Below are 22272 nucleotides of genomic sequence, written 5' to 3'. Positions count from 1 at the left end.
TGGGTTGGAACTGAGGGGTGTTACGCCATTGCAATGACAGCGATGAATGAAACACTGCATCCGGGACAGACTATTGATGTTGTTGGAGAGGATCTTGATCAGCAGGGGCGTGGCCTGGCCCGCTGGAATGGCTGGGTGATCGCTGTCCCCGAGCTGCTGCCAGGAGAAGAGGCCAAGGTCAAAGTCCAGCAACGTCAGAGGCGGATGTGGCTGGCCCGAAGAGTGGAAATCATCTCCTCATCTCCCCATGCTCGTCGACCTCCGTGCATTCTTGCCCGTGACTGCGGTGGTTGTTCCCTGCAGCATCTTTCGGTCGAGGCACAGAACACCTGGAAGCAGGAGCGACTGACCAACACGCTGACTCGCATCGGCCAGCTGGATCCTGATGTCAACGCCCTGGTGAGTCCCGATCGGGAATCACTGGGGTACAGAAACCGGGCATTGATTCCAGTCCGTCGTGATGGGCTAAGGGTGCGTCTTGGTTACTACAAGCGTGGCAGTCATCGCATCGTCAATCTCAACCACTGCCCAGTTCTGGATCCTCGACTGGATGCCTTGATTGCTCCGATCAAAAAGGATCTGGAATCAACCCGCTGGCCGATGGATTCAGATCTCCAGGGTGAGCCTGGTCTTCGCCACCTGGGATTGCGAATCGGCGTGCGAACCGGTGAGGTGCTGATCACTTTGATTTCCGCCACCCGGTCGCTGGAAGGCGTTGAGGCGTTGAGCGCAGTGTGGATGCGTCGCTGGCCCCAGCTGAAGGGTGTGACGCTCAATCTGCAACCGAAACGCAGCAATGCTGTGTTCGGGGAGCAGACCATTTGCCTTCAAGGTCAGGATGCGATCGAGGAGCGATTTTGTGCTCTGTCTCTTGAGCTTGGAACCACCACCTTTTTTCAGGTCAACACACCTCGTGCAGAACGGGTGGTGGAGCAGATCCGCGACTGGCTCAGCCGCGCGCAGGCGCATCAACGCGTGATTGATGCCTACTGCGGCATCGGCACGATTGCTTTACCGCTTGCTGCTGCTGGCCACAGTGTCACCGGACTGGAAATCAGCCCTGCATCCGTGCGCCATGCCGGGCGTAATGCAGCACGCAACAGGCTCAACACGACACAATTTCTGGATGGCGATGTGGCTCGGCATCTGCACGCTCTTTTGCCAATGCACGATGCTCTGGTGGTTGATCCACCTCGCAAGGGTCTGGAGCCCACCGTCCTGGCCATGATCCTCAACCATCCACCACAGCGACTTGTGTATCTGAGTTGTGATCCTGCAACTCTGGCGAGAGATCTCAAACATCTGGCGGGAGAGTCAGGTCCTTATCGGATTGAGCGCGTTCAGCCGATGGATTTCTTCCCTCAGACCTCCCACCTGGAATGTCTTGTGTTGATGTCGAGGTTCAACTGCGCAACTGCACCTGAAACTGCTTGACCAGTGCCTTGCGCACCTTCTCATGCACAGGCTGAATCATGTCGTCGGTGAGTGTGCTGTCTTTGCCGCGATAGCGCAGGCGGAACGCCTGACTGCACTGATCGGAGTCGAGCTGTCCGCCTTCAAAACGATCGATCAATTCGACCGACTCCAACAGTGGTTTGCCGGCTTTGCGGATGGCCTGCAGAAGATCACCTGCCGCCAGGCTGCGCGGAACAACCATGGCCAGATCTCTTTCCGACGAAGGCAGGGTGGAATAGGCCTTGAACTGCGGACTCCAGCGAGTGCTGCGGGTGGCTGCCTCCAGCAGGCGTGTCAGTTCAAGATCGAAGAGATAGGTCTCAGCTGGTAGCTCATGGCTTTCACACAGAGCAGGATGCAACTGGCCGAAGCTGCCAAGAGGGCGACCCTCAACCAGCACAAGTGCGGCACGGCCTGGATGAAGACGCTCATCATCGCTGAGCCGACGATCCTGGGACTCGATTCCCAATGCATTCAGAACCGTGGTGAGTAAACCCCTGGCTTCGTAGTAGCTGAGAGGTTGTGGCTTGCCGCTGGTCTGCCATCGCGAAAGGCGACGTTCCCCACAGATCACCCCCGAAAGCCGAGCTTCTTGATCGATCGTTGCGCCGTCTGAACTGAACACATGCCCGATCTCGAACACCCAGCATCCGGGCTGTGAGGCCTGAAGGTTGCGCTGACAAACCTGAAGATGCTCCTTCCAGAGAGCGGTCCTCAGATGACTGGTCTCCGTCAACAGAGGGTTGCTGATGGCAATGCGCGTGGGATCGGCTTCATCCGCCCCTGTAAGAGACAACGTGGTGATTTCCTGAAGTCCTGAGGCGCTCAGACGCTGACGCAAGCGTCGTTCCGCCTGCTGGATGAGCGTCAGCTGACCGGGCTGGAGCGGGCTTGGGAGATGGGACTGGAAGCGATCAAATCCCACCAGTCGTGCCACCTCCTCGATCAGGTCAACCTCACGCAACAGGTCCATTCGCCTCGATGGGGGAACGACCACCTTCCATCCTTCGGCACAGCGAGAGAGATCGCAACCGAGAGCTGCGAGACAGGCCTCGACCTGAGCATCAGCAAGCGACTCAGGTAGAGCACTGCTGTCCGTGGAGTCGAGTGGTCCAAGCAGTCGATGAAGTGCATGGCGACGCAGAGTTACGACCGGATCTTCTGCCTGTTCTGCTGAACAAACCCAGGTTTCGCCGATCTCAGCATCAAGCATTTCCCTGAAGAGAGACAGAGCGCGGCCTGCTGCGATCAGGGTGACTTCCCTGGGTAAACCTTTCTCGTAACGACTGCTGGCATCGGTGCGCTGTCCTGTGGCTCGACTGCCGTTGCGTACTGAGGCTGGAGTGAACAGGGCTGATTCCAGCCAGATTCTGCGAGTGCTATCGGTGACGCCGCTTTCGGTACTGCCGATCACACCGGCCACGGCGACGGCACGATCCCGGCAGGTCACCACTTGAACGCGGGAATCCAGCTCGATCTCGCGTCCGTCCAGCCCTGTGAACGACTCCCGTTCACGTGCCTGCCGCAGACCAAAATCCGCTGCATTGATCGCTGTTCCGCAGAGTGACTCCAGTGCATCTGCATCGAAGGCATGCAGAGGTTGGCCCTGTTCAAGCATCACAAGATTGGTGATGTCGACCACGGCGTTCACAGGATTCACTCCGGCACGGGTCAGCCGTTGCTGCAACCATTGCGGTGAGCGTGATGAGCCATCGATGCCCCTGACTTCAGTCAGGCCGTAAAGGCCACCGGCCTGCATGGCAGCTGTGGATTGCTGATCGGTTGCCAGCGTTTGGGTCTCTGATGGAGCGGCTGCCTCGGGCAGAGAAAGCGCTGCTCCTGTGAGCGCAGCCACTTCCCTGGCAATGCCTGTCATCGAAAGACCATCAGGACGGTTGGCTGTGATGGCGAGTTCGAGGACGCTGTCGTTGAGACCCAGGGATGGCGCCACGGGTTCTCCCGGAGATGGCAAGCCAGGGAGGAGATCCTCAAGGATGGCGATCCCATCCACATCACTGCTCTGGCCCAGTTCTGACAGCGAACAGATCATTCCCTCGCTGCTCACACCACGCAGTTCTCCTGCTTTGATCGTGAGGTTCACGGCAGGAAGAACGGCCCCGACCATGGCAACGGGAACATGAATGCCTGCACGCACATTCTTGGCTCCGCAGACGATCTGCAGGGTCTGGTCAGCACCCACATTCACCTTGCAGACACTGAGCTTGTCGGCATTGGGATGCTTATCGCAGGCCACGACTTCACCAACAACGACACCCTGGGCAAGCAGTGAGAGATCCTCCAGCTCCTCCACTTCAAAACCAGCCATCGACAACCGTTCACCCAGTTGATCCGCGGGCTCATTCACCTGCACCAGATCCTGCAGCCAGGACAGAGAAACCCGCATCGGGAGCTTGAAGTCAGCGCGTGATCCTACGAACTCGCAATCACTGCCGGACGCTTGGAGTGGGGTGAGGTTGACCTGTAAAGTGGATGTTTGTCATTTCGCTTCGCAACTGCGGCGCTACGTCCTTTATGGCCAAGAACAAGGGCGTCCGGATCGTTGTCACCATTGAGTGCACCGAATGCCGGTCCGTTCCCGCTTCCGAAAAGCGTTCTCCCGGTGTGTCTCGCTACACGACCGAGAAAAATCGTCGGAATACCACTGAAAGGCTGGAACTGATGAAGTTCTGCCCGCAACTCAACAAGATGACTCTCCACAAAGAGATCAAGTGAGTCTGCTGTTCATCCAGTTTTCCAATCGTTTCTGATTCATGTCCAGCTCCTTCTTCAAGAAGCGCCTTTCTCCAATCAAGCCCGGCGATCCCATCGATTACAAGGATGTGGATCTGCTGAAGAAATTCATCACAGAGCGCGGCAAGATCCTGCCTCGCCGTCTCACTGGCCTCACCGCAAAGCAGCAACGTGATCTCACGAATGCTGTCAAGCGCGCAAGGATAGTGGCTTTACTGCCTTTCGTGAACCCCGAGGGTTGATTCCTGGCCACTGTTGATTGCAAACCGGGAGATCTGGTCGGCATCAGCGACCTCAAATCATCCCAACTTGCGGTAGTACTTGCCGTTCAGGGAAGTAAACGTCGTTTAAGTGTTGGTTTTCGAGGCAAGGAACAGGTTGTTCCAGCTCGGGCCATCGATTTGATTCACCCCCTGCCTGGCGACGTTGATCCGTCAGCTCGGCTGGGGGCTTTTCCATGGACATTCAGCCAGCAGGATCTTGATCAATCCAGTCCCAGCTGTCGCGATTGGGGCGAAGCATGGGTCCTGATCCTGGAGTCAGGTGAGACGGTTGATCTTGCTGGATTTGCCGAGTTGGCCTGCGGTATCGATGCTGCCGTTAACAAAGCTGCCTGTTGGCTGGCTTTGCATGCAGACCAGGATTTTTTCCGCTGGAAGCAGGGTGCGGTTCAAGCAAGGCCCGCTTCCGAGATCCGCAACCGACGCGCTGAACGCCGGGTACAGGCCAAAGCTGAGCGGCGAAGCAAGCAATGGCTGCAACTCTTGAAAGCGCCTCAACCATTGGTGCTCGACACGCTTGATTGTGTGCACCAGCAGTGGATCAAGTCTCTGCAACAGCTGGTCGGTGAAGGTGCTGAAGCGATCCAGCTCGATGCTCAGCTGTTGCAGTCACTCCAAACCGCTCGAATTGAAGCCAATCCCAGGGAGCTCCGGCATCTGCTGATTCAGCTCGGACAGTGGGACGAACATCAATTGGCATCGATCGCTGGCACACCCTGGAGCGACGGATTCAGTGAGCATCTGCTGCTTGAAGCCAGGCAGCTTGTCGAGAACAGTGATGCGCAGCTTCCGGGAGACGAGAACAGACTTGACCTCACAGCTCAGGTCTGCGTCACCATTGATGATGTTGAGACGAGTGACATTGATGATGCCATCGCTCTGGAGCGTCGTCGAGACGGATCCGAACGTCTCTGGATCCATATCGCCGATCCAGGTCGATTGATCCCCGAGGGTTCACCCTTGGATCTTGAGGCTCGACGCCGAGGCAGCAGTCTTTATCTGTCAAGGGGGAATCTTCCAATGTTCCCGGCCGAGCTCTCCACCGGGCCCTTCAGTCTCAGAACAGGTCGACGCAACGCTGCCTGGAGCACCTGGGTGGATCTCGATCAGAACGGCGAGATCAGCGATTTCGGGATCCTGCGCAGCTGGGTCACCCCCAGATACCGCCTGACCTATGACGATGCGGATGAGCTGATTGATTTTGCTCCACCTGAAGAGGCGGATCTAGCTGATCTTCACAAGCTGCTGGAGCGGCGACGCCGTTGGCGGACCAATCAGGGCGCGCTGCAGATGGACTTGCCGGAAGGTCGTATCCGTTGTCGTGATGGCGAGCTGTCCGTGCAGGTCACGGAGCCGGGTGCCTCCAGGACGATGGTGGCTGAAGCCATGATCCTCGCTGGTGCCGTTGCAGCCCGATTCGGATCGACTCACAATCTGGCTTTGCCCTATCGCAGTCAGCTTCCCGCCGAGCTTCCCTCGGCAACTGAGCTTGAGCAGCTACCGGATGGTGCCGTTCGATTTGCTGCCATCAAGCGTTGCCTGAGCCGAGGTCTGATGGGAACTCAACCCTCAGCTCATTTCAGCCTTGGTCTCAATGCCTATGCCCAGGCCACCTCGCCGATCCGGCGCTACGGCGATCTTGTCGTGCAACGCCAGATTGCTGCTGTGATCAACGCTGAAAGCCCACTGAGCGAGGAGTTGATGCAGGACCTGATCAACAGCTTTGATTCAGCTGTGCGCGAAGGTCTGACGATCTCCAGGGAAGATCAGCGTCATTGGCAACAGGTCTGGTTCGAGCGTCATCAGAGCCATCAATGGCCTGTGGATTTCCTGCGCTGGCTGAGACCTCAGGACCGGCTGGGATTGGTTCGTCTTGATGAACTGGCCATGGATGTTGCCGCTGAGTGCCCTGCGGGATCGCTGCCTGGAGACGCTCTTTTGCTGAGAGTCGATCAAGTCGATTCTCAGTGTGATCAACTCAGACTGCTTGCCATGGCTCGTTGATCAGCGTATTGAGGAGGTCCTAAACCATCCTCCCCAGGGGTTATGGCTGCCTTGAACCATGACGCTTGTCGGCTTGTCGAGCCTCTGAAGCCTTGCGTTGACGGCGGGTTCCAGCGTGATCAACTGGCAGGACTCAGCGTCCTGGAGTTGGATGCTGTAGGCACCCTCACCGTCTGGACTGACCATGGCGTGCACAGATCTGCCTGAGTCCAATGTCTCGGGAAGGGCTGCTGCCAAAGGTCTGCGATCGAGGGCTGCTGTCTGCCGCTCCAACCATTGGCTGTGATGCCAGGGTGTATCCCAGAGTGGTGCGACTGCTGCTGGTGCCCTGTCGTCTCCGATCAGTCGATTCTGCAGGCTGCGCACCGGCAGTTCAGAAGGTTGCAGGTCTGATTCCAAGGCGAGAGCGGAAGCGGCTCCTGCAGCCTGACCGATGTTCATGATCAACGGTTGCAACCTGGTGGCGCCATTGGCCATGTGACTCGTGCTGAAAGCCTTATCCGCCATCAGCAGATTGTCGATTGCATCACTCAGCAGGGCTCCGAAAGGGATGCAGAAGGGTGTCCCTGTCCAGCGACCGCCCCAACGGCAACTTTTGGGAGCCAATGGCCAGTCATCGCCTGGGTAGTGATGGTCATTGGCATAATTGCCCACCGCAATTGAATGCAAAATTCCACTGTCATTGAGAGGTGGACCAGACCAGCAAACACCCTCAGTCAAGGGGAGCAGATCCTGTTCAATCACGGTGGTGCGACCAACCACCCGCCGGCCCTCGCGCCAGTAAGGCATGGCAGCAATCCAGGGCGCAGGGCTTGCAGCACTGCTGGGAAAGGCCTGGCCAAGCTGCAGCCATCCATCAGTGGCTTTGCACAACTCATCAGCGAAGCAGAGACTATGGTTCTGCATCTCGCTGAACAGTGCAGCCTCCTGGACTGGATCAGCAAGAAATGCTCGCTCCAGTCCTCGGTGCCAGTCATTGCCGTGCAATGGCCAATTGAGCATCACCAGTCCTGATGGCAAGCGGCCGTAGGTGATGGTTTTTTCCAGTCCGAATGTGTCAGAGGCCCCGCGAAAAGGATCGGGTAGTTGTGATCCAATCGGTTGATCACCTTGAAGTCGCGGATCGTGAAGCTGATCGCTCTGAAGCTGTCCCATCACCACCCAGGTGGGTGACTGTACGGGTTGATCTCTGAAAAAGGGATCCGTGCTCAGGTGTTGCTGAGATGGTGCACTGGGTTCCTGCCAGTGTTCCTTGGCTTCCCAGCCGAAACGGAACGGTGCATTCGCCAAAGGCAGCAAATCTCCTCGATCGCTGCCATCGATGGCAACGCGGCACGTCACCCTGCGGATTTCTCCATCCACCTCAATGCGCAAGCCGGTGATCAGAGAGCCTGCACGCTCAACGCTCAGGAGCTGGCAATCAGGCCACCAAAGCAACCTGGACTCCTGATGCAGCCAGTTCTGAAGGATCGACTCCGCCGTCAGTGGTCGGTAGCCGAAACAGCTCACCCAGTTGTGGTCCAGTCCTTCCGGTTCACTTTGTTCCAGTTCACGCAGAAAAGCTCCCCAAAGCCCCGTCTGCCATGGGCTCAGTTCGTTGCCATCAGGACAGCACACACCCGCTGCACTGACCATTCCGCCCAGCCATGCACCTGGGGTGAGCAGAAGTGTGGAGGCACCGCCACGGGCTGCCTGAATCGCTGCTGCCGTGCCGCCAGTTCCCCCTCCCCAGACCAACACATCCACCGAATCAATGCTGACGGTCATGGTCCTTTCCGTTCCCGTATGAGGAAGGTGCCCTCAGTCTGCAGATTGTTTGCTTGAGAAGCATGCAGCTGGATCAGATCTCATGCAGTCGCATGCGCCAGGCTGCGGGATCGCTCGATCAGGGACCTGGAAAGAGGGTCGTTAAGATCCAGCCCCAGAGCCAGGGGCCAAAGGAGAGCGCCGAAGCGATGACTTACAGCCTCACAACCCCGCTCTACTACGTTAATGCCAAGCCCCATCTCGGCAGTACCTACACGACCATTGCCTGTGACGCCTTGGCTCGTTTCCAGCGCCTTGAGGGACAACAGGTTCTGTTTGTCACCGGGGTGGATGAGCATGGTCAGAAGATCCAGCGCACGGCTGAGGCGCGCAAGATCAGCCCTCAGGACCACTGTGATCTGATCAGCCAGGAATACATCGATCTCTGGTCACGGTGGGAGATCAGCAATGACCGTTTTGTGAGAACCACAAGCGAGCGTCACCTGCCCTTAGTTCAGGAGTTTTTCAATCGCTGTGAAGCCTCAGGTCACATCCGTAGCGGCCATCAGGAGGGTTGGTACTGCGTCGACTGCGAGGAATTCAAGGACGACCCTGCTGATGCTGACTCTCCATGCTGTCCGACTCACCGCAAGCCTCTTGAATGGCGCGACGAAGAGAACCTTTTTTTCTGTCTCTCAAAGTTTCAAAAGCCAATCGAGTCACTGATCTCAACGCCAGGATTCATTGCTCCGCCGAGTCGCCGGAAGGAGGTTGAAAATTTTGTGGCCGGTGGCCTGCGTGATTTCTCAATCTCACGGGTGAATGTTTCCCATGGGCTGCCGGTCCCTGGCCACTCCGGTCATACCTTTTACGTCTGGTTTGACGCGCTGCTCGGCTATCTGACAGCTCTGCTGGATGATGGAGGTCCAGTGGATCTGGATCGTCTCAGCAGTGCCGGTTGGCCGGTGAGCGTTCACGTGATCGGCAAGGACATCCTGCGTTTTCATGCCGTGTACTGGCCAGCGATGCTGATGTCGGCAGGCTTGCCCTTGCCCAAGAGCGTTTTCGGCCATGGATTCCTGACTCGCGAAGGTCAGAAAATGGGCAAATCCCTTGGCAATGTGCTGGACCCTGAACTGTTGCTTCAGCGCTGCGGTACTGATGCAGTGCGTTGGTATCTCCTTCGCGACATTCAGTTCGGTGATGACGGTGATTTCCAGCAGCAACGGTTTGTGGATCTGGTCAACAACGATCTCGCCAACACGATCGGGAATCTGCTCAACCGCACCTCATCGATGTCCAGGAAGTGGTTTGAGAATGCCTTGCCTCCTGTGGATATGAGTGTTCGCGAAGACCATGCTCTTCGCGGCAAAGCAGAGCTGACGATTCAGCAGGTTCGGATGTCGATGCCGGAGCTCAACTTCCAAAAAGCTGCTGAAGCGGTGCTTCAGTTGGCAATCGAAACCAATGGCTTCCTCAACGAACAGGCTCCCTGGAGTCAGATGAAGCAACCAGGTCAGGAAGTGCAGGTTGGTGAAGATCTTTATGCCGTTCTGGAATGTTCCCGGATTGTGGGCGTTCTTCTGCAGCCGATCGTGCCGGATCTCAGTGAACGTATCCTCGCCCAGCTGGGTCTCTGCCCGATTTCAGGATCGTGGAAGGAACATCTGAACTGGGGGAGTCTGGTTCCCGGCTCGCCATTGCCTCAACCGGAACCTGTGATGCAGAGGCTCGAGCTCGAATCACCACTCTGATGACCTTGACCAAAGCCTTCGGTCACCTGAGGGGTGGTCTGTTGATCACCCTGTTGCTCCTGACAGGTTGTGTCAGTGAGAAACCCACATCAACGTTTCAGTCGCCACCCTTCGTGTTTCGATCGCTGAAACTCGAACAGAAGACCAAGCAAGGGTTGATGGACTGGAGTCTGAACAGTCCTGAAGCTCGTTATGAGCTCAATCGTCGTCTCGTTCGTGCCCGCCAGCCTGTTGGTGTTCTCTACAGGAAGGGAAAACCATCATTCAGGGTGCAGTCGGATCTGGCCCTCGTCGTCAACGATGGCGAACAGATCCTGCTTGAAGGTGATGTCAGGCTGCAGCAACTCAACGGTTCCAATCTTCTGATTCAGGGAGACCGTCTGCGTTGGCGTCCGCAGCAGGGGATCCTGCTCATCGAGCAGCGTCCGAGAGCGACGGACAAGCAGTCCCGGATCAGTGCCAGTGAAGCGCAGCTACTCCAGACCTCCAACGACCTGACTCTCAAGGGTGTCGTCAGGCTTGAGCGTTGGTCCGAAGACTCCGATCCATCCAAGCCGGATACAACACTCAGAACCGGCCTCGCTCAGTGGAATCTCGATTCCGGCCTGCTGAATGCCGAAGGCCCTGTTCTGGCACAGCGTCGTGACCAGGAAGGAACGGTGCTTGAGCAGCTTCAGGGCATGAGTCTTCAGGGCAACACGCAAGTTGGTGATCTGATGGTGATGGCTCCGGTCATTGTTCAGATGCCACGCCAGAAGGGGATTCTCAAGGCTCAGGACACCACCTGGAATTTCCGAACTCAGATTGTGCGCAGCGATCAACCCTTCGAAGCGGAACTGGATCGCACCAGGATCTTTGGCAAAGCGTTTCAGGCTGAGTTGAATGACAACACGGTTCTGATCAATGGTGATTGCAGGATTGAACAGCCCGGAGAAGCGCTCGATGCGACCACCTGTCGCTGGAACTGGGGGACTGAGGAGGTCCTTGCGGAAGGGAATGTGCTGTTAAAACGTGACGCCAATGACCAGCTGACCCGCGCCAGCAAGCTGGCGGGTCAGGTTGGTGAAAAAGGCAGGATCACCTTTACCGCTCCAGGAGGAAAGGTGGAATCCCAGGTCAGGTTCCCTTCGGATCAGTCTGAGGATGAGAGTCCCCGTCCACGGAAATCAGCTCCAGTTGAGTTCTGAGTCGTTCTGCCCAACCCGCCAGCCATCGTTCATCGGAGCGGGTGAAGCATCGCTCTGACCAGCCACCGAGCACAATCCAGCCACGCTGTCCAAGTGGTTGAACCATCACCGCCGGCAGACCTGGCAGAACAGCATCAAATTCCTGACGACCAGGGTATAGCGCGGTTCTGACCAGGGACACCAGGGCCTGTCGCTCAGTACTGCGTCGACAGATTTCACCCGGAGAAAATGGATCCTTGGTGATCAGACCTCGTCTGAGCAGGACCGTCTCGTCCCAGTTCACCAGGATCGTGGCGGCCGAAGTTGCCGTCAGAAACTGGTGGCTCCCCCAGGCCAGTTCAGTGCGCAGGCTTTCGGGGAGTCCTGCGGTGATTTCCAGACCCTGTTCGCCTTCAAGGTTGACTGCCTTGGGATTGCGTGGGACAGCCCTGGTCCAGAGCACCGCAACAAGCATCAAACCAACCGCCGCCATCCCGGACAGCACTTCTGCTCGCTGCAAGGCGGGCGTGAACGTCCCTGCAGTTACAGCGTTGAAGATGGCAAGACCCAGCACCAGCAGTCCGGAGATCAGGCAGAGTCGCGCGGAGCCTGGCATGGTCTCGAGAGTCCTGCGGTCAGAAGAGCTCACTCTTGCTCAAATGGGGCAGCACTGACCAGTGGTGATGACGGACGCAGAAGCTTTTGCCTCAATCGCACTCGCTGCGGTGGCATGCGACGGCACCCTTGGTCGTGAGGAAGCCCATGCGCTGCGACGATCACTGGAGTACCGCACTCCCTACAAAGATCGAACGGAACAGGAGATGGGTGCCCTGTTCGATCGGCTCCTGGTCACACTCCGCGAACAGGGGGTGAATCAGCTGGTGACTGAGGCACTGCCAGCACTGACTCCCATCCAGCAGGAGACGGCATTGGCTGTGGCGGTACAACTCACGCATGCCGATAGGGATGTTTCTCCTGCAGAACAGTTGTTCCTCAACCAACTCTGTGAGCGTCTGTCACTTCCTGACGGCCGTGCTGTTGCCGTGATGGAGGCCATCACGGCCTTACATCGAGACAGCCTTTCCACCTAAAGGCAGACTGGCAGCCTCAATGCCCATGACTATGAAGCGTCTGAACCACCTCGTCGGAGGGATTCTGTCTGCTCTGTTCTGTCTTTTGCTTGCGGTCCCAGCGGCGCTGGCAGTGTCTGCTCAGGATTTTCCGCCGGCTCTGCCCGATGAAGTTGTGTTGGATTCAGCTGATGTGCTGAGCAGAGCCAGCAGGAATGAGATCAGCACGCGTTTGCAGGACTTGAATCAGTTCCACGTCGATGCCCGTTTGGTGACATTGCGACGACTCGACTATGGACTCAGTCTTTCCGGTTTTGGAGACGAACTTCTTGATCGCTGGGGGGAGGAGTCCAACCTGACTGACCGCCCATTGCTGTTCTTCCTCGAGGAAACTCAGAGCAAGCAGGCGACAGTGGTTGCGGCCAAGGAGTTGCTTGAACAATTACCAGAGTCCCTGTTGCGCAGTACAGGGCGGACCACCATGAGTCAGCCCCTACGCGATGGGGATCGCTTTCGACAGGCCACCCTTGACGGAATCAGCCGAATCGAAGTTGTTCTCAACGGGGGAGAGGACCCTGGTCCACCAGTGCAGCTTGAACGCGTCGCCAACCCTACGAATATCCCAACCGCTGAAGAGACTGAAAGCAGCAACGCCTTCACATGGGTTGTCGTTCTTCTTGTCGTCGGCACCATAGTACCAATGGCGACCTGGTGGATTTTCTCCAGCTAACGACACGATGGCAGGACGTAACTGGCTTGGGACCTTCGGCGGAACCAAATCTTTCAATGTGAACTCAGAACTGGATCGTGGTTACGAAGCCGCGCTTCTGATTCAAAGTCTCGAACTTGAATATTACGGCGACCGCCCAATTCGTCCAGATCTTGAGCTCTCCGTTCCAGCAACTGTTCAGGCCACGATCCTTCGTAAGTTCAGGGCCGCCATTAACGTCTGTCGCTCATCACTCGATAAACTTGAGTATCAGCGTGGACAGTTTGATACTCAGGAACTCAGGCAGCTTCAACTGATTGAAAGCGTTGTCAACCGCTACAACCCCAGACGTTCAGCGTCAGCGCCGACGATCAGTCGAGCCCCTGATCCTCTGCCACGCTCCCTGCTAGGCATCTTTGACACATTGCGTCGTCAGCTCAATCCTGCAGCGGAAGCAACGCTGGTGGCAGGTTTCCGACGTCGCAGGGATTCAACTCTGATTTCCCTGAAGGTGTTGCTCCTGCTGATTCTTGTGCCGTTGTTGGTCCAACAGGTCAGCCGCACTTACATCATCAGTCCAGCTGTTGATCACTTCGCCCCAGATCTTCCTTTCCTGAGCTATCCAAAGCCTCAACTCGAGGAACAGGCTGTTGAAAAACTGAGGGTTTACAAGGCTGAGATTGAATTTGATGCACTTCTGCGCGGTGATTCCATTCCCACTCAGGAGGAACTTCAGCAGAAACTCTCTGCTAAAGCCGAGGAATTAAAAGAAGAGGCTGACTCGGAAAGCACCCATGCAGTGAAAAACGTCTTGGCGGATCTTGCTGCAACGGTGGCATTCGTTGTGGTGTGTCTGTTCAGTCGCGAAGAACTGAGAGTGCTGCGTGGATTCTTTGATGAAGCTGTCTACGGACTCAGTGATTCAGCCAAGGCTTTCGCCATCATTCTGTTCACCGATATTTTTGTTGGCTTCCACAGTCCTGAGGGATGGACCGTTCTTTTGGATGGAATCGCCAATCACTTCGGCTTCCCAGCAAGAGAGAACTTCATCCTTCTCTTCATTGCCACGTTCCCAGTGATCCTTGCCACCATCTTCAAGTATTGGATCTTCCGTTATCTCAATCGTGTCAGCCCGTCCTCTGTGGCCACCTTGCGCGGTATGAACGGCGGTGGTTAAGCCTTTAGATGGACTTGTCCTTGTCTGCGGTCCCAGCCGAAGTGGCAAGAGTCGCTGGGCCGAACATCTGGTTGCTCAACACAGTCCTGTCAGCTACGTCGCGACATCCGATTCACGTCCTGATGACAGTGGATGGCAGCAACGAATACGGCTGCATCGTGATCGGCGTCCCCCGCACTGGGAGGTGATTGAAAGTGGAGCCGATCTGTCGTTGGCTCTGGACACGATTCCAACCAATCACACCGTCTTGGTCGATGCTCTGGGAGCCTTTACGGCGTGGCATCTTGAAGCGTCCCCCAATGACTGGGCGCAACTTGAAGCCGATCTGATCAAAAGCCTTCAGCAGCGACAACGACCCGTGGTTCTGGTGATTGAGGAGACAGGCTGGGGAGTGGTGCCAGCAACGGCCATCGGTGGACGATTTCGTGATCGTCAAGGTCAACTCGCTCAACAGCTGGACACCATTGCCTCAGCAAGTTGGCTCGTTGTCCAGGGAAGGGCTCTTGACCTCCATGCACTTGGATGTCCGGTGCCCCAGGGATGATTTTGGCTCCAACACCATTAAGGGTTGCTCTGTTTGAACCCAGGATTCCACCCAACACCGGCAGCATCGCGCGGACTTGTGCAGCATTCGGCTTACCTCTTGCCCTGATCGAGCCACTCGGATTTTCGATTGATGACCGTCATCTCAAGCGTGCTGGGCTGGACTACTGGCCCTTTGTTGATCTCTCCGTCCATCAGGATTTCGATCAGTTTCTGAACAGTCTTCCTCAGCCTTCACGCTTGATTGGTTGCAGCCGTCGCGGTGGGCAGACCCTTCAGACCATGCGTTTTCAGCAGGGTGATGTTCTGTTGTTCGGACGCGAGGACATCGGACTGCCTGATCCGATCAGGACTCAGTGCGATCAAATTCTCACCATTCCGATGCCATGCAGCGCGGCGGATGATGGTCGCGGAGGTGTTCGCAGTCTGAACCTGTCCGTCGCCTGCGGAATCGTCAGTTATCACGCCGGATGGCAGCTTCAGTTGTGGTAATTGGAGATCTGCCACGAAAGCCCTTGCGGGGACGTTTTCCGCTCGCTACTTTCAGCCGAATCCCGGGTTGTGGCGGCTCCATCGGGAATCATCCTCAAGCATGCCTGAATGAAGCCCCTTTTCTTAGCTGTTACCGCGATAACTTCCAGCAGTGCGCTGTTCGCGGTTTCACAGCTTTCAGGGTATGCCGATTCCGACCACTACACCCCGCAGCAGCTCCTCTCTGCATTGCCCAATGTCACCTCTCTGATCTGGGTCGAGCTTGCAGCAGACAGCGATCTCAGTGTGATTTCCAGAGAGCTTGATCTCTCTTTGAAAGAGCTATCAGAACTGAATGAACAGTCAACCGGGGCCATCCTCAAGGAAGGCAGCTGGCTGGTTCTACCTGAAGCCAGTCGTGGTGATGTCGCTGATTCATCCCGATTTGTTCCTGGTTCACTGCGCACCACTGCTCCTCTGAGTTCTCCACCAACTCCGAAAGATGTGGTTGAGATCAAGTCAGATCAGTCCTTGTCTTCGTTCGTCAGGGACCATGGCATCACTCTTCAACAATTGAAGGATCTCAACCCTGGTGTTCAGCTTTCCCGGATGTTGGTCACCGGTAGCAAGGTCAGGGTTGCCAAAGCACGTCCTTTGCTGGGAATTCGTCCTTTGAGATCAGGCGGTGCGAGCTGGCCCGATCTTCCTGGCTTCTCAGGATCTGACAACTTTCATGCTTCTCAGTCCTTCATCTGGCCGACAAAAGGTGTTTTCACCTCCGGTTACGGATGGCGATGGGGTCGGATGCATAAGGGCATCGACATCGCCAACAATGTCGGCACTCCGATTCTGGCGGCCAAGGACGGTGTGATTGCGTATGCAGGTTGGAGCAGTGGTTACGGCTATCTCGTCGAAATGTCCCACTCAGACGGTTCCTCCACACGTTATGCCCACAACAGTCGTCTACTGGTCAGAAAAGGTCAGATGGTCCCCCAGGGCTCCCGTATTTCCTTGATGGGAAGCACCGGTCGTAGTACAGGCCCTCATCTTCATTTCGAGATTCGTCGTCCAGGTGGTGCCGCCCTTGATCCAATGGCCATGCTTCCTGCGCGCCGTGTCTGATTGCACTGACACATCGGGTCAGTTTCTAAGACATATATTTTGAAATTGAATATTATTATTTAGACAATAATAAATTGTTTTATATATTTTTTTTGAAAATAAATGTCAGAGGAGAGACTTGAACTCTCGACCTCAGGGTTATGAATCCTGTGCTCTAACCAGCTGAGCTACTCTGACGAAAGGCCATCAGGCCAGTAACCATCATACATCTTGGGATGTCCTGAAGAGCTAGCGCATCTCGATGGCGTTGAGACGTTCTCTGAAGGATTTGGGAGATGACTGCGCTGTTGCCACATCATCAGTCAATGCGACATGACCCTCGGGAATCGCATTAGGACGCCGTTGTTGTCTCACTGGTTGGCCACGGTGCGGTCGAGCTTTGAGCAGCAGTGCCCTTGTGTTCGGATCACGTTCGAGCGGTTGGCTGCTCAGCTCACTTCGTACCTGATTCAGCAGTCGGAAATGACCGGTGCTGCTGAATTTTCGGAGAAGCGCTGGATCCCAGCTCATGGAGGAGTGAATCATCCGTCGATAATAAGAGTGGGACATGCTCAGACAGAAGCCCTGTTGTCCCGCAGTCTTCAGGTCAGCCGTGATAACTTGTCGCGAGCAATTGGAAGTCGGAACGACTACGACCTAGGCCTGTTCACTTCCTTGCCAAACCTCGCATCACCAACATGTCTTCGCTGCGCGTGGGCCAAAAGGCTCCCGATTTCACTGCTACAGCAGTGGTTGACCAGGAGTTCAAGGAAATTAGCCTCGAGCAGTATCGCGGTAAATACGTCGTGCTGTTCTTTTATCCGCTGGATTTCACCTTTGTGTGTCCCACTGAAATTACCGCATTCAGTGATCGTTACTCAGATTTCTCCTCCAAAAACACCGAAGTTCTGGGTGTTTCTGTAGACAGTCAGTTCAGCCATCTGGCATGGATCCAGAGCCCACGAAACCAGGGTGGTCTTGGTGATATCAACTATCCCCTTGTGGCCGACCTTAAGAAAGAGATTGCAACTGCCTACAACGTGCTCGACGAAGATGAAGGTGTTGCACTGCGTGGATTATTCATCATTGATCCCGAGGGTGTGATCATGCACTCAACCATTAATAATCTTCCTGTTGGGCGCAACGTCGATGAAACCCTGCGCGTTCTGCAGGCCTTCCAGTACGTGCAGTCAAATCCAGATGAGGTTTGCCCTGCAAACTGGACTCCAGGTGAAAAGACCATGAAGCCTGACCCCGTTGGCAGCAAAGAGTTTTTCGCTGCGATCAACTGAGTCGCCCAACCTCCTTGGCTGTCTTCTAGGTCCGCTTCGCCTGCAGCGGACCTTTTTTTATGGCGTTTCCTTTGTTTCCTGTCTTCGCTTGTTGAGGAGTGTCGTCAAACCATTGTCCAGATCAGCTGCCATTGCGACGCGACGTCCATCGCTGACCACGATTCTTGTCAATGTCGGCAGCCCTCCCTGCCGAGCTCGAAGATAAATCGGTTCCACATACAAAAGCGAATCACCCACAGGTACGACAAGTAAATTTCCTTGTACAACCTGTGAGCCTGCCCGATCCCAGAGAGCGAACTGCTGACTGATTTCAGGATTTTGATTGATCAGTGCCTGGACCTGTTCAGGGCCAAAAATTGGAACATCGCTGGGGAATCGCAGCAGAACAAGCTCTCCATAATGCTCACCATCATTACGTGCCGCCAACCAGGCTGAAAGATTAGGACGTGCGAGTGGAGTGAGCGGTTGAAGTAAAAGAAACTCTGAACTTGGACTTTGTTTGATCTGTGCGGTGATGCGGTAGGGAGCTACGGGAACCTGATTCTTTCCGTACAACTCCATCGGTACTTGCCAGACATCATCCCCGCTGTAAAAAATTCGAGGATTAGTAACGTGGTAACGCAGCAGTTGCTGAACTTGCAATTCAAACTGTGCCTTAGGGACCATCAAGTGTCGTTTCAGGTTGGCAGGCATCTCTTGCAAGGATTCAAACAGTGATGGGAAAACATTGCCCCAAGCTTGAATGATCGGATCATTCGGTTCATTGATGTAAAGATGAACTGTGCCGTTATAGGCATCAACAACTGCCTTCACAGAATTGCGGAGATATCGCAAAGGTCGACCGTCAGGAAGCGTTGCTGCATAGGGAACTGTTCTTGATGATGTAAATCCATCAACAATCCAGTATTGGTGCTGACTTTGCTGATAGCCACTGGGAGCATCATCGATGGGAACGGAGACAAGATAAGGATCTCCCATCAGATCAAGAAATGGTGCAAGCGTTCTGACTCTTTCTTTGACATCGCGCCTCAGAAGCAATCGAGACTCAGTGGTCAGAGCTCCTGTGTTTAGAAAGCGGGGATCACCAAGGTAAGTCGCGGCGGTAATCCTCTGCCACTGATGTTCAAGCGAGACACCAGCTGACCCTGAGTAATGGTTGTAGGTGTTGTCATCACCCTCGGGGTAATCAAATTCCTCGATGCGTGTGGGTGCTACTGCGTAGGGGGAATGCAGGGCTCCAAAGTAAAGAGCGGCTCGGCCTATCGGTACTTCACGCTCAACATCTTCCTTGCTAATACCCAGCGACTCATTTCCTTGAATTTGTGTGGATTGTCCCAGGTCGCTGATGAAGTAAGCCGGGAGACCATCAGGTTCACGTGTATTGACAGGATTCAGTGTGAAGCCAAAACCATGAGTGAAAACAAAATGACGGTTCTGCCAGGTTCGCGAACGCTTTGGAAGTGCAGCCTGGTCCAATTCGCGCGCTGAAATGATCACCTGTTGGTTTTCATTGATTTCTTCATGGAGCGGATATCGATCAACGGATGCATTCGCGAATTGGTAGTAAACCCTCAGTTGTTGCAGCTGACGATTGGTGTCCAGCATCGGTTGGCTGTCCCAGAGCCTGATGTTTTGCAGCGTGCTTGCTCCTTTGACCAGGTCCTGCTCACTGATCTCCTGAGTTGGCGTGCTGCCCCGGGCTTTGATGGAATCCAGTTGATAGGCCTGACGTGTGGCTGAGATTGAGCGACTGATGTAGGGAGTTTCGAGTTGCAGTTCCTTAGGGCGGACCACGATCCACTGAACAATCGGCGAAAGCAGCAGTTCCGCGAGGACGGCGACCAAAGCAAGAGTGAACAGTGCTGTTCTCAGCCGTCGTCGAGGGAATTGTCTTTCTCCCGGCCATGGCACAAAGGTCCCGGCCATCAGCACCAGCAGAAGTGCAACACACTGCCGCAGAGGCAGCCTCAAATGGATATCAAGCCAGCCAGCACCGGCAACCAATCCGCTCTGGGTCCAGAGCAGTTGATGACGCACAAGCCATGTGAGTGCAGCTAGCACCAGCAGCAGCAGTGCCAGTACAGGTCGCAGCAATGCACGTTCCTGGGTGTTCCAGCCTGGAAAGCCCCAGTCACTCAGGCAGGGTGGCCGGGTCAGGCGACTCCAGGCCGACGTGCTCAGCGTCAGCAGGATCTGCAGCAACAACAGCTCAAGGACCAGCGCGATTGCTGAAAAGCGACCTAATCCGAAACTGAGATCTGCGCCCAGCAGTGGATCCGTCGATCCTGCATCAGGAATCGTGATAGCCAGTGCCCAGAGCCCCCAGCTCCGACCTGCCACAACACAGATGCATAGGCTTCCATAAAGGAAGGCAAGGTTGATGCGTCGCCTGCGTCCAAGGCCAATCGTGATCAGCAGGATCAGCAGAATGCTAATGATGAGAACGGTCCATTCCGGTTGAAACGGAACACTCCACCAGTGGGCCAGCAGAAAAGGTTGCTTCCATGCCAACCAAGCCAGCCGTGTCGTGATGGCAAGAACGCTGAGAAGGATTGAGAGGCAGGCGAGCAATGAAAGGGAATAGACGCCCCCTCGCAGCGCTGGGATCTCTCCACGTGGTGTGGGGACATAGGCCCGCATCCATCGGTGTCGCCACCAGGCGGTGAGCAGCACCAGCAATAGTGCTAACCCAGCACCAAGAACCTGAAAGCCCAGTCGCTGGAGGTAGATCCCTTCATGCCCGAACTGGGAGAACCACGACCACTCAACCTGAAGTCTGGCGAACAGCCAGAAAGCGGGAAACGCCAGCAGCAGCCATACCGCTGATCGACTCAATAGGAAGGGAAGGCCCCGTTTGAGCAGGCTCAAGCCCCAGCCGGCAACTGATCCAGGCTAGAGCTCCTGCTGGGTACGTCGATACCTGCCAGAACGTGAAAACGATCGGACTGCAGGGTCTCTTCCTCAATCAGTGCCTCAACAAGACGATCCATCAGCTGCCGCCTCGACTGGAGCAGATCAATGGCCTGATGCAGTGCTTCTTGTGCCAGCGCACGCACTCGGCGATCAATTTCTCGGCCGGTGCTTTCGGCATAGGACTGCCTGGTGTTGACCAGGTCCCGTCCAAGGAAGACTTCCTGGTCCTGACCTTCAAGAGCAACGGGGCCCAGATCAGAGAATCCGAAACGCGTCACCATCTCCCTCGCAAGTTGGGACACCATCTGGAGATCGCCGCTGGCGCCCTGTGTCACCTCAGAGTCTCCGAAAACGACAATCTCCGCTGCACGACCCCCCAGGGCCATCACCAGTCGTGCTCTCAGATAGGCGCGGGTCACGAGACCGGAGTCAATGATTTCCTCGTCAGGGAAGAAACGGGTGAACCCTCCAACACCCCCACTGCGGGGCAAGAGAGTGACTTTGTCGACCGGGTCGGCATGGGGAGTCAGCGCAGCCACCAGGGCATGGCCGATTTCGTGATAAGCAATCAAACGCTTTTTTGCTCCGTCCTGGAGTGGGGCGGCAGTCAGGCCCATGGTGATGCGCTCCAGTGCCTCCTCAAGTTCTCTGTTACCGAGGAAGGACGACTGATGACGAGCCGTGAGAATGGCTGCCTCGTTGAGAAGATTCGCCAGATCGGCGCCTGAAAAACCAGGGGTTCTGCAAGCCCAGTCAGCGAGCGAAACCTCGTCTGACAACGGACGTGTTCTTGCATGCACAGCGAGTATCGATTCCCGACCGCGGCGATCGGGAAGGCCTACCTGAATCCGTCGGTCGAACCGTCCTGGCCGCATGAGTGCTGTGTCCAGAACATCAGGACGGTTTGTCGCTGCAAGAAGGATGACCCCGGAGTTGTCGGCGAATCCATCCATTTCGGTCAGCAACTGATTCAGGGTTTGTTCGCGTTCATCGTTTCCGCCGCCAATCCCAGCTCCTCTCTGGCGACCGACAGCGTCAATTTCATCGATGAACACGATGCAAGGAGCTTTCTCCTTGGCTTTTCGGAACAGGTCCCTCACCCTGCTGGCCCCGACCCCTACGAACAATTCAACGAATTCAGAGGCTGCTATGGAAAAAAATGGAACACCTGCTTCACCTGCGATCGCCTTGGCAAGAAGAGTTTTGCCGGTGCCGGGTGGACCGATCAACAGCACACCGCGAGGTATCCGGGCTCCAAGCTTGATGAAGGTCTCCGGCTGTTTCAGGAAAGTGACGACCTCCTGCAGCTCTTCCTTGGCCTCACCGATCCCGGCGACATCTTCAAAGCGAACTGTGATTTCGTCCTGAGGGCTGGTTCTTGCCTGGCTACGTCCGAACCCCATCGCCTTGTTGGCAGCCTGGGCAGAACGTCGCAACAGCAATGACAGCCCGACAACGATCAGAACGATTAGGGCGAGATTGCCAGCGAGTCCGGCCAGTGCCTGTTCCTGACGGACATCCTTGACATTCAGTGGTGTACCCGATGCTTCGGCGACTCTGAGGATCTGCTGATCATTCGCCAGTACCGGAACTGTGATTTGCTTGCCATCGGAATAGGTGACGATCACCTGACGGCGAGCAGGTACCAGGACCAGTTCCTTGACGGAGCCGGAGGAAATTTCTTTCAGCAGGGTGCTGTAGCTCACCTCCGGTTGCCTTTGAAACAGGGCGAACGGATTCTTCTGTTGCTCCTCAGGCTTTGACTTGGGCGCTGGAGTTCCCTGTTCTGACTGGGTCGGCTGCTCTGAACTCACACCGCTGATGCGTTGCACAAAGACT

Annotated in this window: 19 protein-coding genes and 1 tRNA gene; 13 read left to right on the top strand and 7 right to left on the bottom strand. The window is 55.8% G+C overall.

Translation table 11 applies throughout. The features are described 5' to 3' along the window. Positions 1-33: 33 nt before the first annotated feature. A complete protein-coding gene (gene rlmD, locus SIB58_RS07100) occupies positions 34-1434 on the top strand; it encodes a 23S rRNA (uracil(1939)-C(5))-methyltransferase RlmD (RefSeq protein WP_066907464.1) in 1401 nt (466 codons plus the stop codon). Here rlmD and pheT read toward each other — a convergent pair. After that, positions 1403-3859: a phenylalanine--tRNA ligase subunit beta gene (gene pheT / locus SIB58_RS07095; RefSeq protein WP_066907460.1), complete on the bottom strand. Its 2457-nt coding sequence runs from the start codon at positions 3857-3859 to the stop codon at positions 1403-1405. The genes rlmD and pheT overlap by 32 nt on opposite strands. Before the next feature lie 128 nt (positions 3860-3987). Here pheT and rpmG point away from each other — a divergent pair, with 128 nt between their 5' ends. From rpmG to SIB58_RS07080, 3 genes are all read left to right on the top strand, one after another. Then, complete coding sequence (gene rpmG, locus SIB58_RS07090; RefSeq protein WP_066907761.1) at positions 3988-4188, top strand: 50S ribosomal protein L33; 201 nt, start codon at positions 3988-3990, stop codon at positions 4186-4188. A gap of 38 nt (positions 4189-4226) precedes the next feature. Continuing rightward, entirely contained in the window at positions 4227-4448 is a 222-nt protein-coding gene (rpsR, locus tag SIB58_RS07085; RefSeq protein ID WP_006041316.1) for a 30S ribosomal protein S18, read from the top strand. Positions 4449-4607: 159 nt separating this feature from the next. After that, a complete protein-coding gene (locus SIB58_RS07080) occupies positions 4608-6491 on the top strand; it encodes a ribonuclease catalytic domain-containing protein (protein ID WP_231857061.1) in 1884 nt (627 codons plus the stop codon). On the opposite strand, the gene SIB58_RS07075 is transcribed toward SIB58_RS07080, so the two are convergent. Continuing rightward, positions 6492-8258, bottom strand: coding sequence for an FAD-dependent oxidoreductase (locus tag SIB58_RS07075; protein ID WP_066907454.1), 1767 nt, complete (start codon positions 8256-8258; stop codon positions 6492-6494). It abuts the gene before it with no gap. Between the two features lie 188 nt (positions 8259-8446). On the opposite strand from SIB58_RS07075, the gene metG reads away from it, so the two are divergent. Together metG and lptC are read left to right on the top strand one after the other, a co-directional pair. Continuing rightward, positions 8447-9991, top strand: a complete 1545-nt coding sequence (metG, locus tag SIB58_RS07070) for a methionine--tRNA ligase (RefSeq protein WP_066907758.1) — start codon at positions 8447-8449, stop codon at positions 9989-9991. Then, positions 9991-11178 carry an LPS export ABC transporter periplasmic protein LptC gene (lptC, locus tag SIB58_RS07065; protein WP_066907451.1) on the top strand — a complete coding sequence of 396 codons (1188 nt, stop codon included), beginning with the start codon at positions 9991-9993 and terminating at the stop codon, positions 11176-11178. The genes metG and lptC overlap by 1 nt, the downstream gene beginning before the upstream one ends. Here the strand turns inward: lptC and SIB58_RS07060 are convergent. Beyond that, complete coding sequence (locus tag SIB58_RS07060) at positions 11108-11806, bottom strand: cofactor assembly of complex C subunit B (protein ID WP_369813426.1); 699 nt, start codon at positions 11804-11806, stop codon at positions 11108-11110. The two genes, lptC and SIB58_RS07060, sit on opposite strands and share 71 nt — an antisense overlap. A 34-nt stretch (positions 11807-11840) precedes the next feature. Between SIB58_RS07060 and SIB58_RS07055 the strand changes: the two genes are divergently transcribed. The 6 genes from SIB58_RS07055 to SIB58_RS07030 all read left to right on the top strand — a co-directional run bounded on the left by SIB58_RS07055 (position 11841) and on the right by SIB58_RS07030 (position 16249). Further along, positions 11841-12248: a tellurite resistance TerB family protein gene (locus SIB58_RS07055; protein ID WP_066907755.1), complete on the top strand. Its 408-nt coding sequence runs from the start codon at positions 11841-11843 to the stop codon at positions 12246-12248. Between the two features lie 31 nt (positions 12249-12279). Further along, positions 12280-12957 carry a photosystem II repair protein Psb32 gene (gene psb32 / locus SIB58_RS07050; RefSeq protein WP_156486544.1) on the top strand — a complete coding sequence of 226 codons (678 nt, stop codon included), beginning with the start codon at positions 12280-12282 and terminating at the stop codon, positions 12955-12957. A gap of 7 nt (positions 12958-12964) precedes the next feature. After that, positions 12965-14113, top strand: a complete 1149-nt coding sequence (pxcA, locus tag SIB58_RS07045) for a proton extrusion protein PcxA (RefSeq protein ID WP_066907442.1) — start codon at positions 12965-12967, stop codon at positions 14111-14113. Then, a complete protein-coding gene (gene cobU / locus SIB58_RS07040; protein WP_066907439.1) occupies positions 14106-14657 on the top strand; it encodes a bifunctional adenosylcobinamide kinase/adenosylcobinamide-phosphate guanylyltransferase in 552 nt (183 codons plus the stop codon). Before pxcA ends, cobU begins: the two co-directional genes overlap by 8 nt. Then, on the top strand, positions 14654-15148 hold the full coding sequence (locus SIB58_RS07035) for a tRNA (cytidine(34)-2'-O)-methyltransferase (protein WP_066907436.1): 495 nt from the start codon (positions 14654-14656) through the stop codon (positions 15146-15148). Before cobU ends, SIB58_RS07035 begins: the two co-directional genes overlap by 4 nt. Positions 15149-15256: 108 nt before the next feature. Next, entirely contained in the window at positions 15257-16249 is a 993-nt protein-coding gene (locus tag SIB58_RS07030) for a peptidoglycan DD-metalloendopeptidase family protein (protein WP_066907433.1), read from the top strand. 103 nt (positions 16250-16352) lie between these two features. Here SIB58_RS07030 and SIB58_RS07025 read toward each other — a convergent pair. Beyond that, positions 16353-16426: transfer RNA gene (locus tag SIB58_RS07025), tRNA-Met, on the bottom strand. A 51-nt stretch (positions 16427-16477) separates the two neighbouring features. Further along, a complete protein-coding gene (locus SIB58_RS07020) occupies positions 16478-16774 on the bottom strand; it encodes a hypothetical protein (protein ID WP_066907430.1) in 297 nt (98 codons plus the stop codon). A gap of 152 nt (positions 16775-16926) precedes the next feature. Here SIB58_RS07020 and SIB58_RS07015 point away from each other — a divergent pair, with 152 nt between their 5' ends. Next, a complete protein-coding gene (locus SIB58_RS07015) occupies positions 16927-17520 on the top strand; it encodes a peroxiredoxin (protein ID WP_066907427.1) in 594 nt (197 codons plus the stop codon). A 57-nt stretch (positions 17521-17577) separates the two neighbouring features. Here the strand turns inward: SIB58_RS07015 and SIB58_RS07010 are convergent, their stop codons facing one another. Both SIB58_RS07010 and ftsH read right to left on the bottom strand, forming a co-directional pair. After that, a complete protein-coding gene (locus SIB58_RS07010) occupies positions 17578-20388 on the bottom strand; it encodes a UPF0182 family protein (RefSeq protein ID WP_231857060.1) in 2811 nt (936 codons plus the stop codon). Next, on the bottom strand, positions 20385-22247 hold the full coding sequence (gene ftsH, locus SIB58_RS07005; protein ID WP_066907749.1) for an ATP-dependent zinc metalloprotease FtsH: 1863 nt from the start codon (positions 22245-22247) through the stop codon (positions 20385-20387). Before ftsH ends, SIB58_RS07010 begins: the two co-directional genes overlap by 4 nt. Positions 22248-22272: the final 25 nt, after the last annotated feature.

It is taken from the genome of Synechococcus sp. MIT S9504 (assembly GCF_047497135.1).
GTDB lineage: Bacteria > Cyanobacteriota > Cyanobacteriia > PCC-6307 > Cyanobiaceae > Synechococcus_C.
Note: the sequence above shows the minus strand (reverse complement) of the source record. Positions and strands in the feature narration are given on the sequence as shown.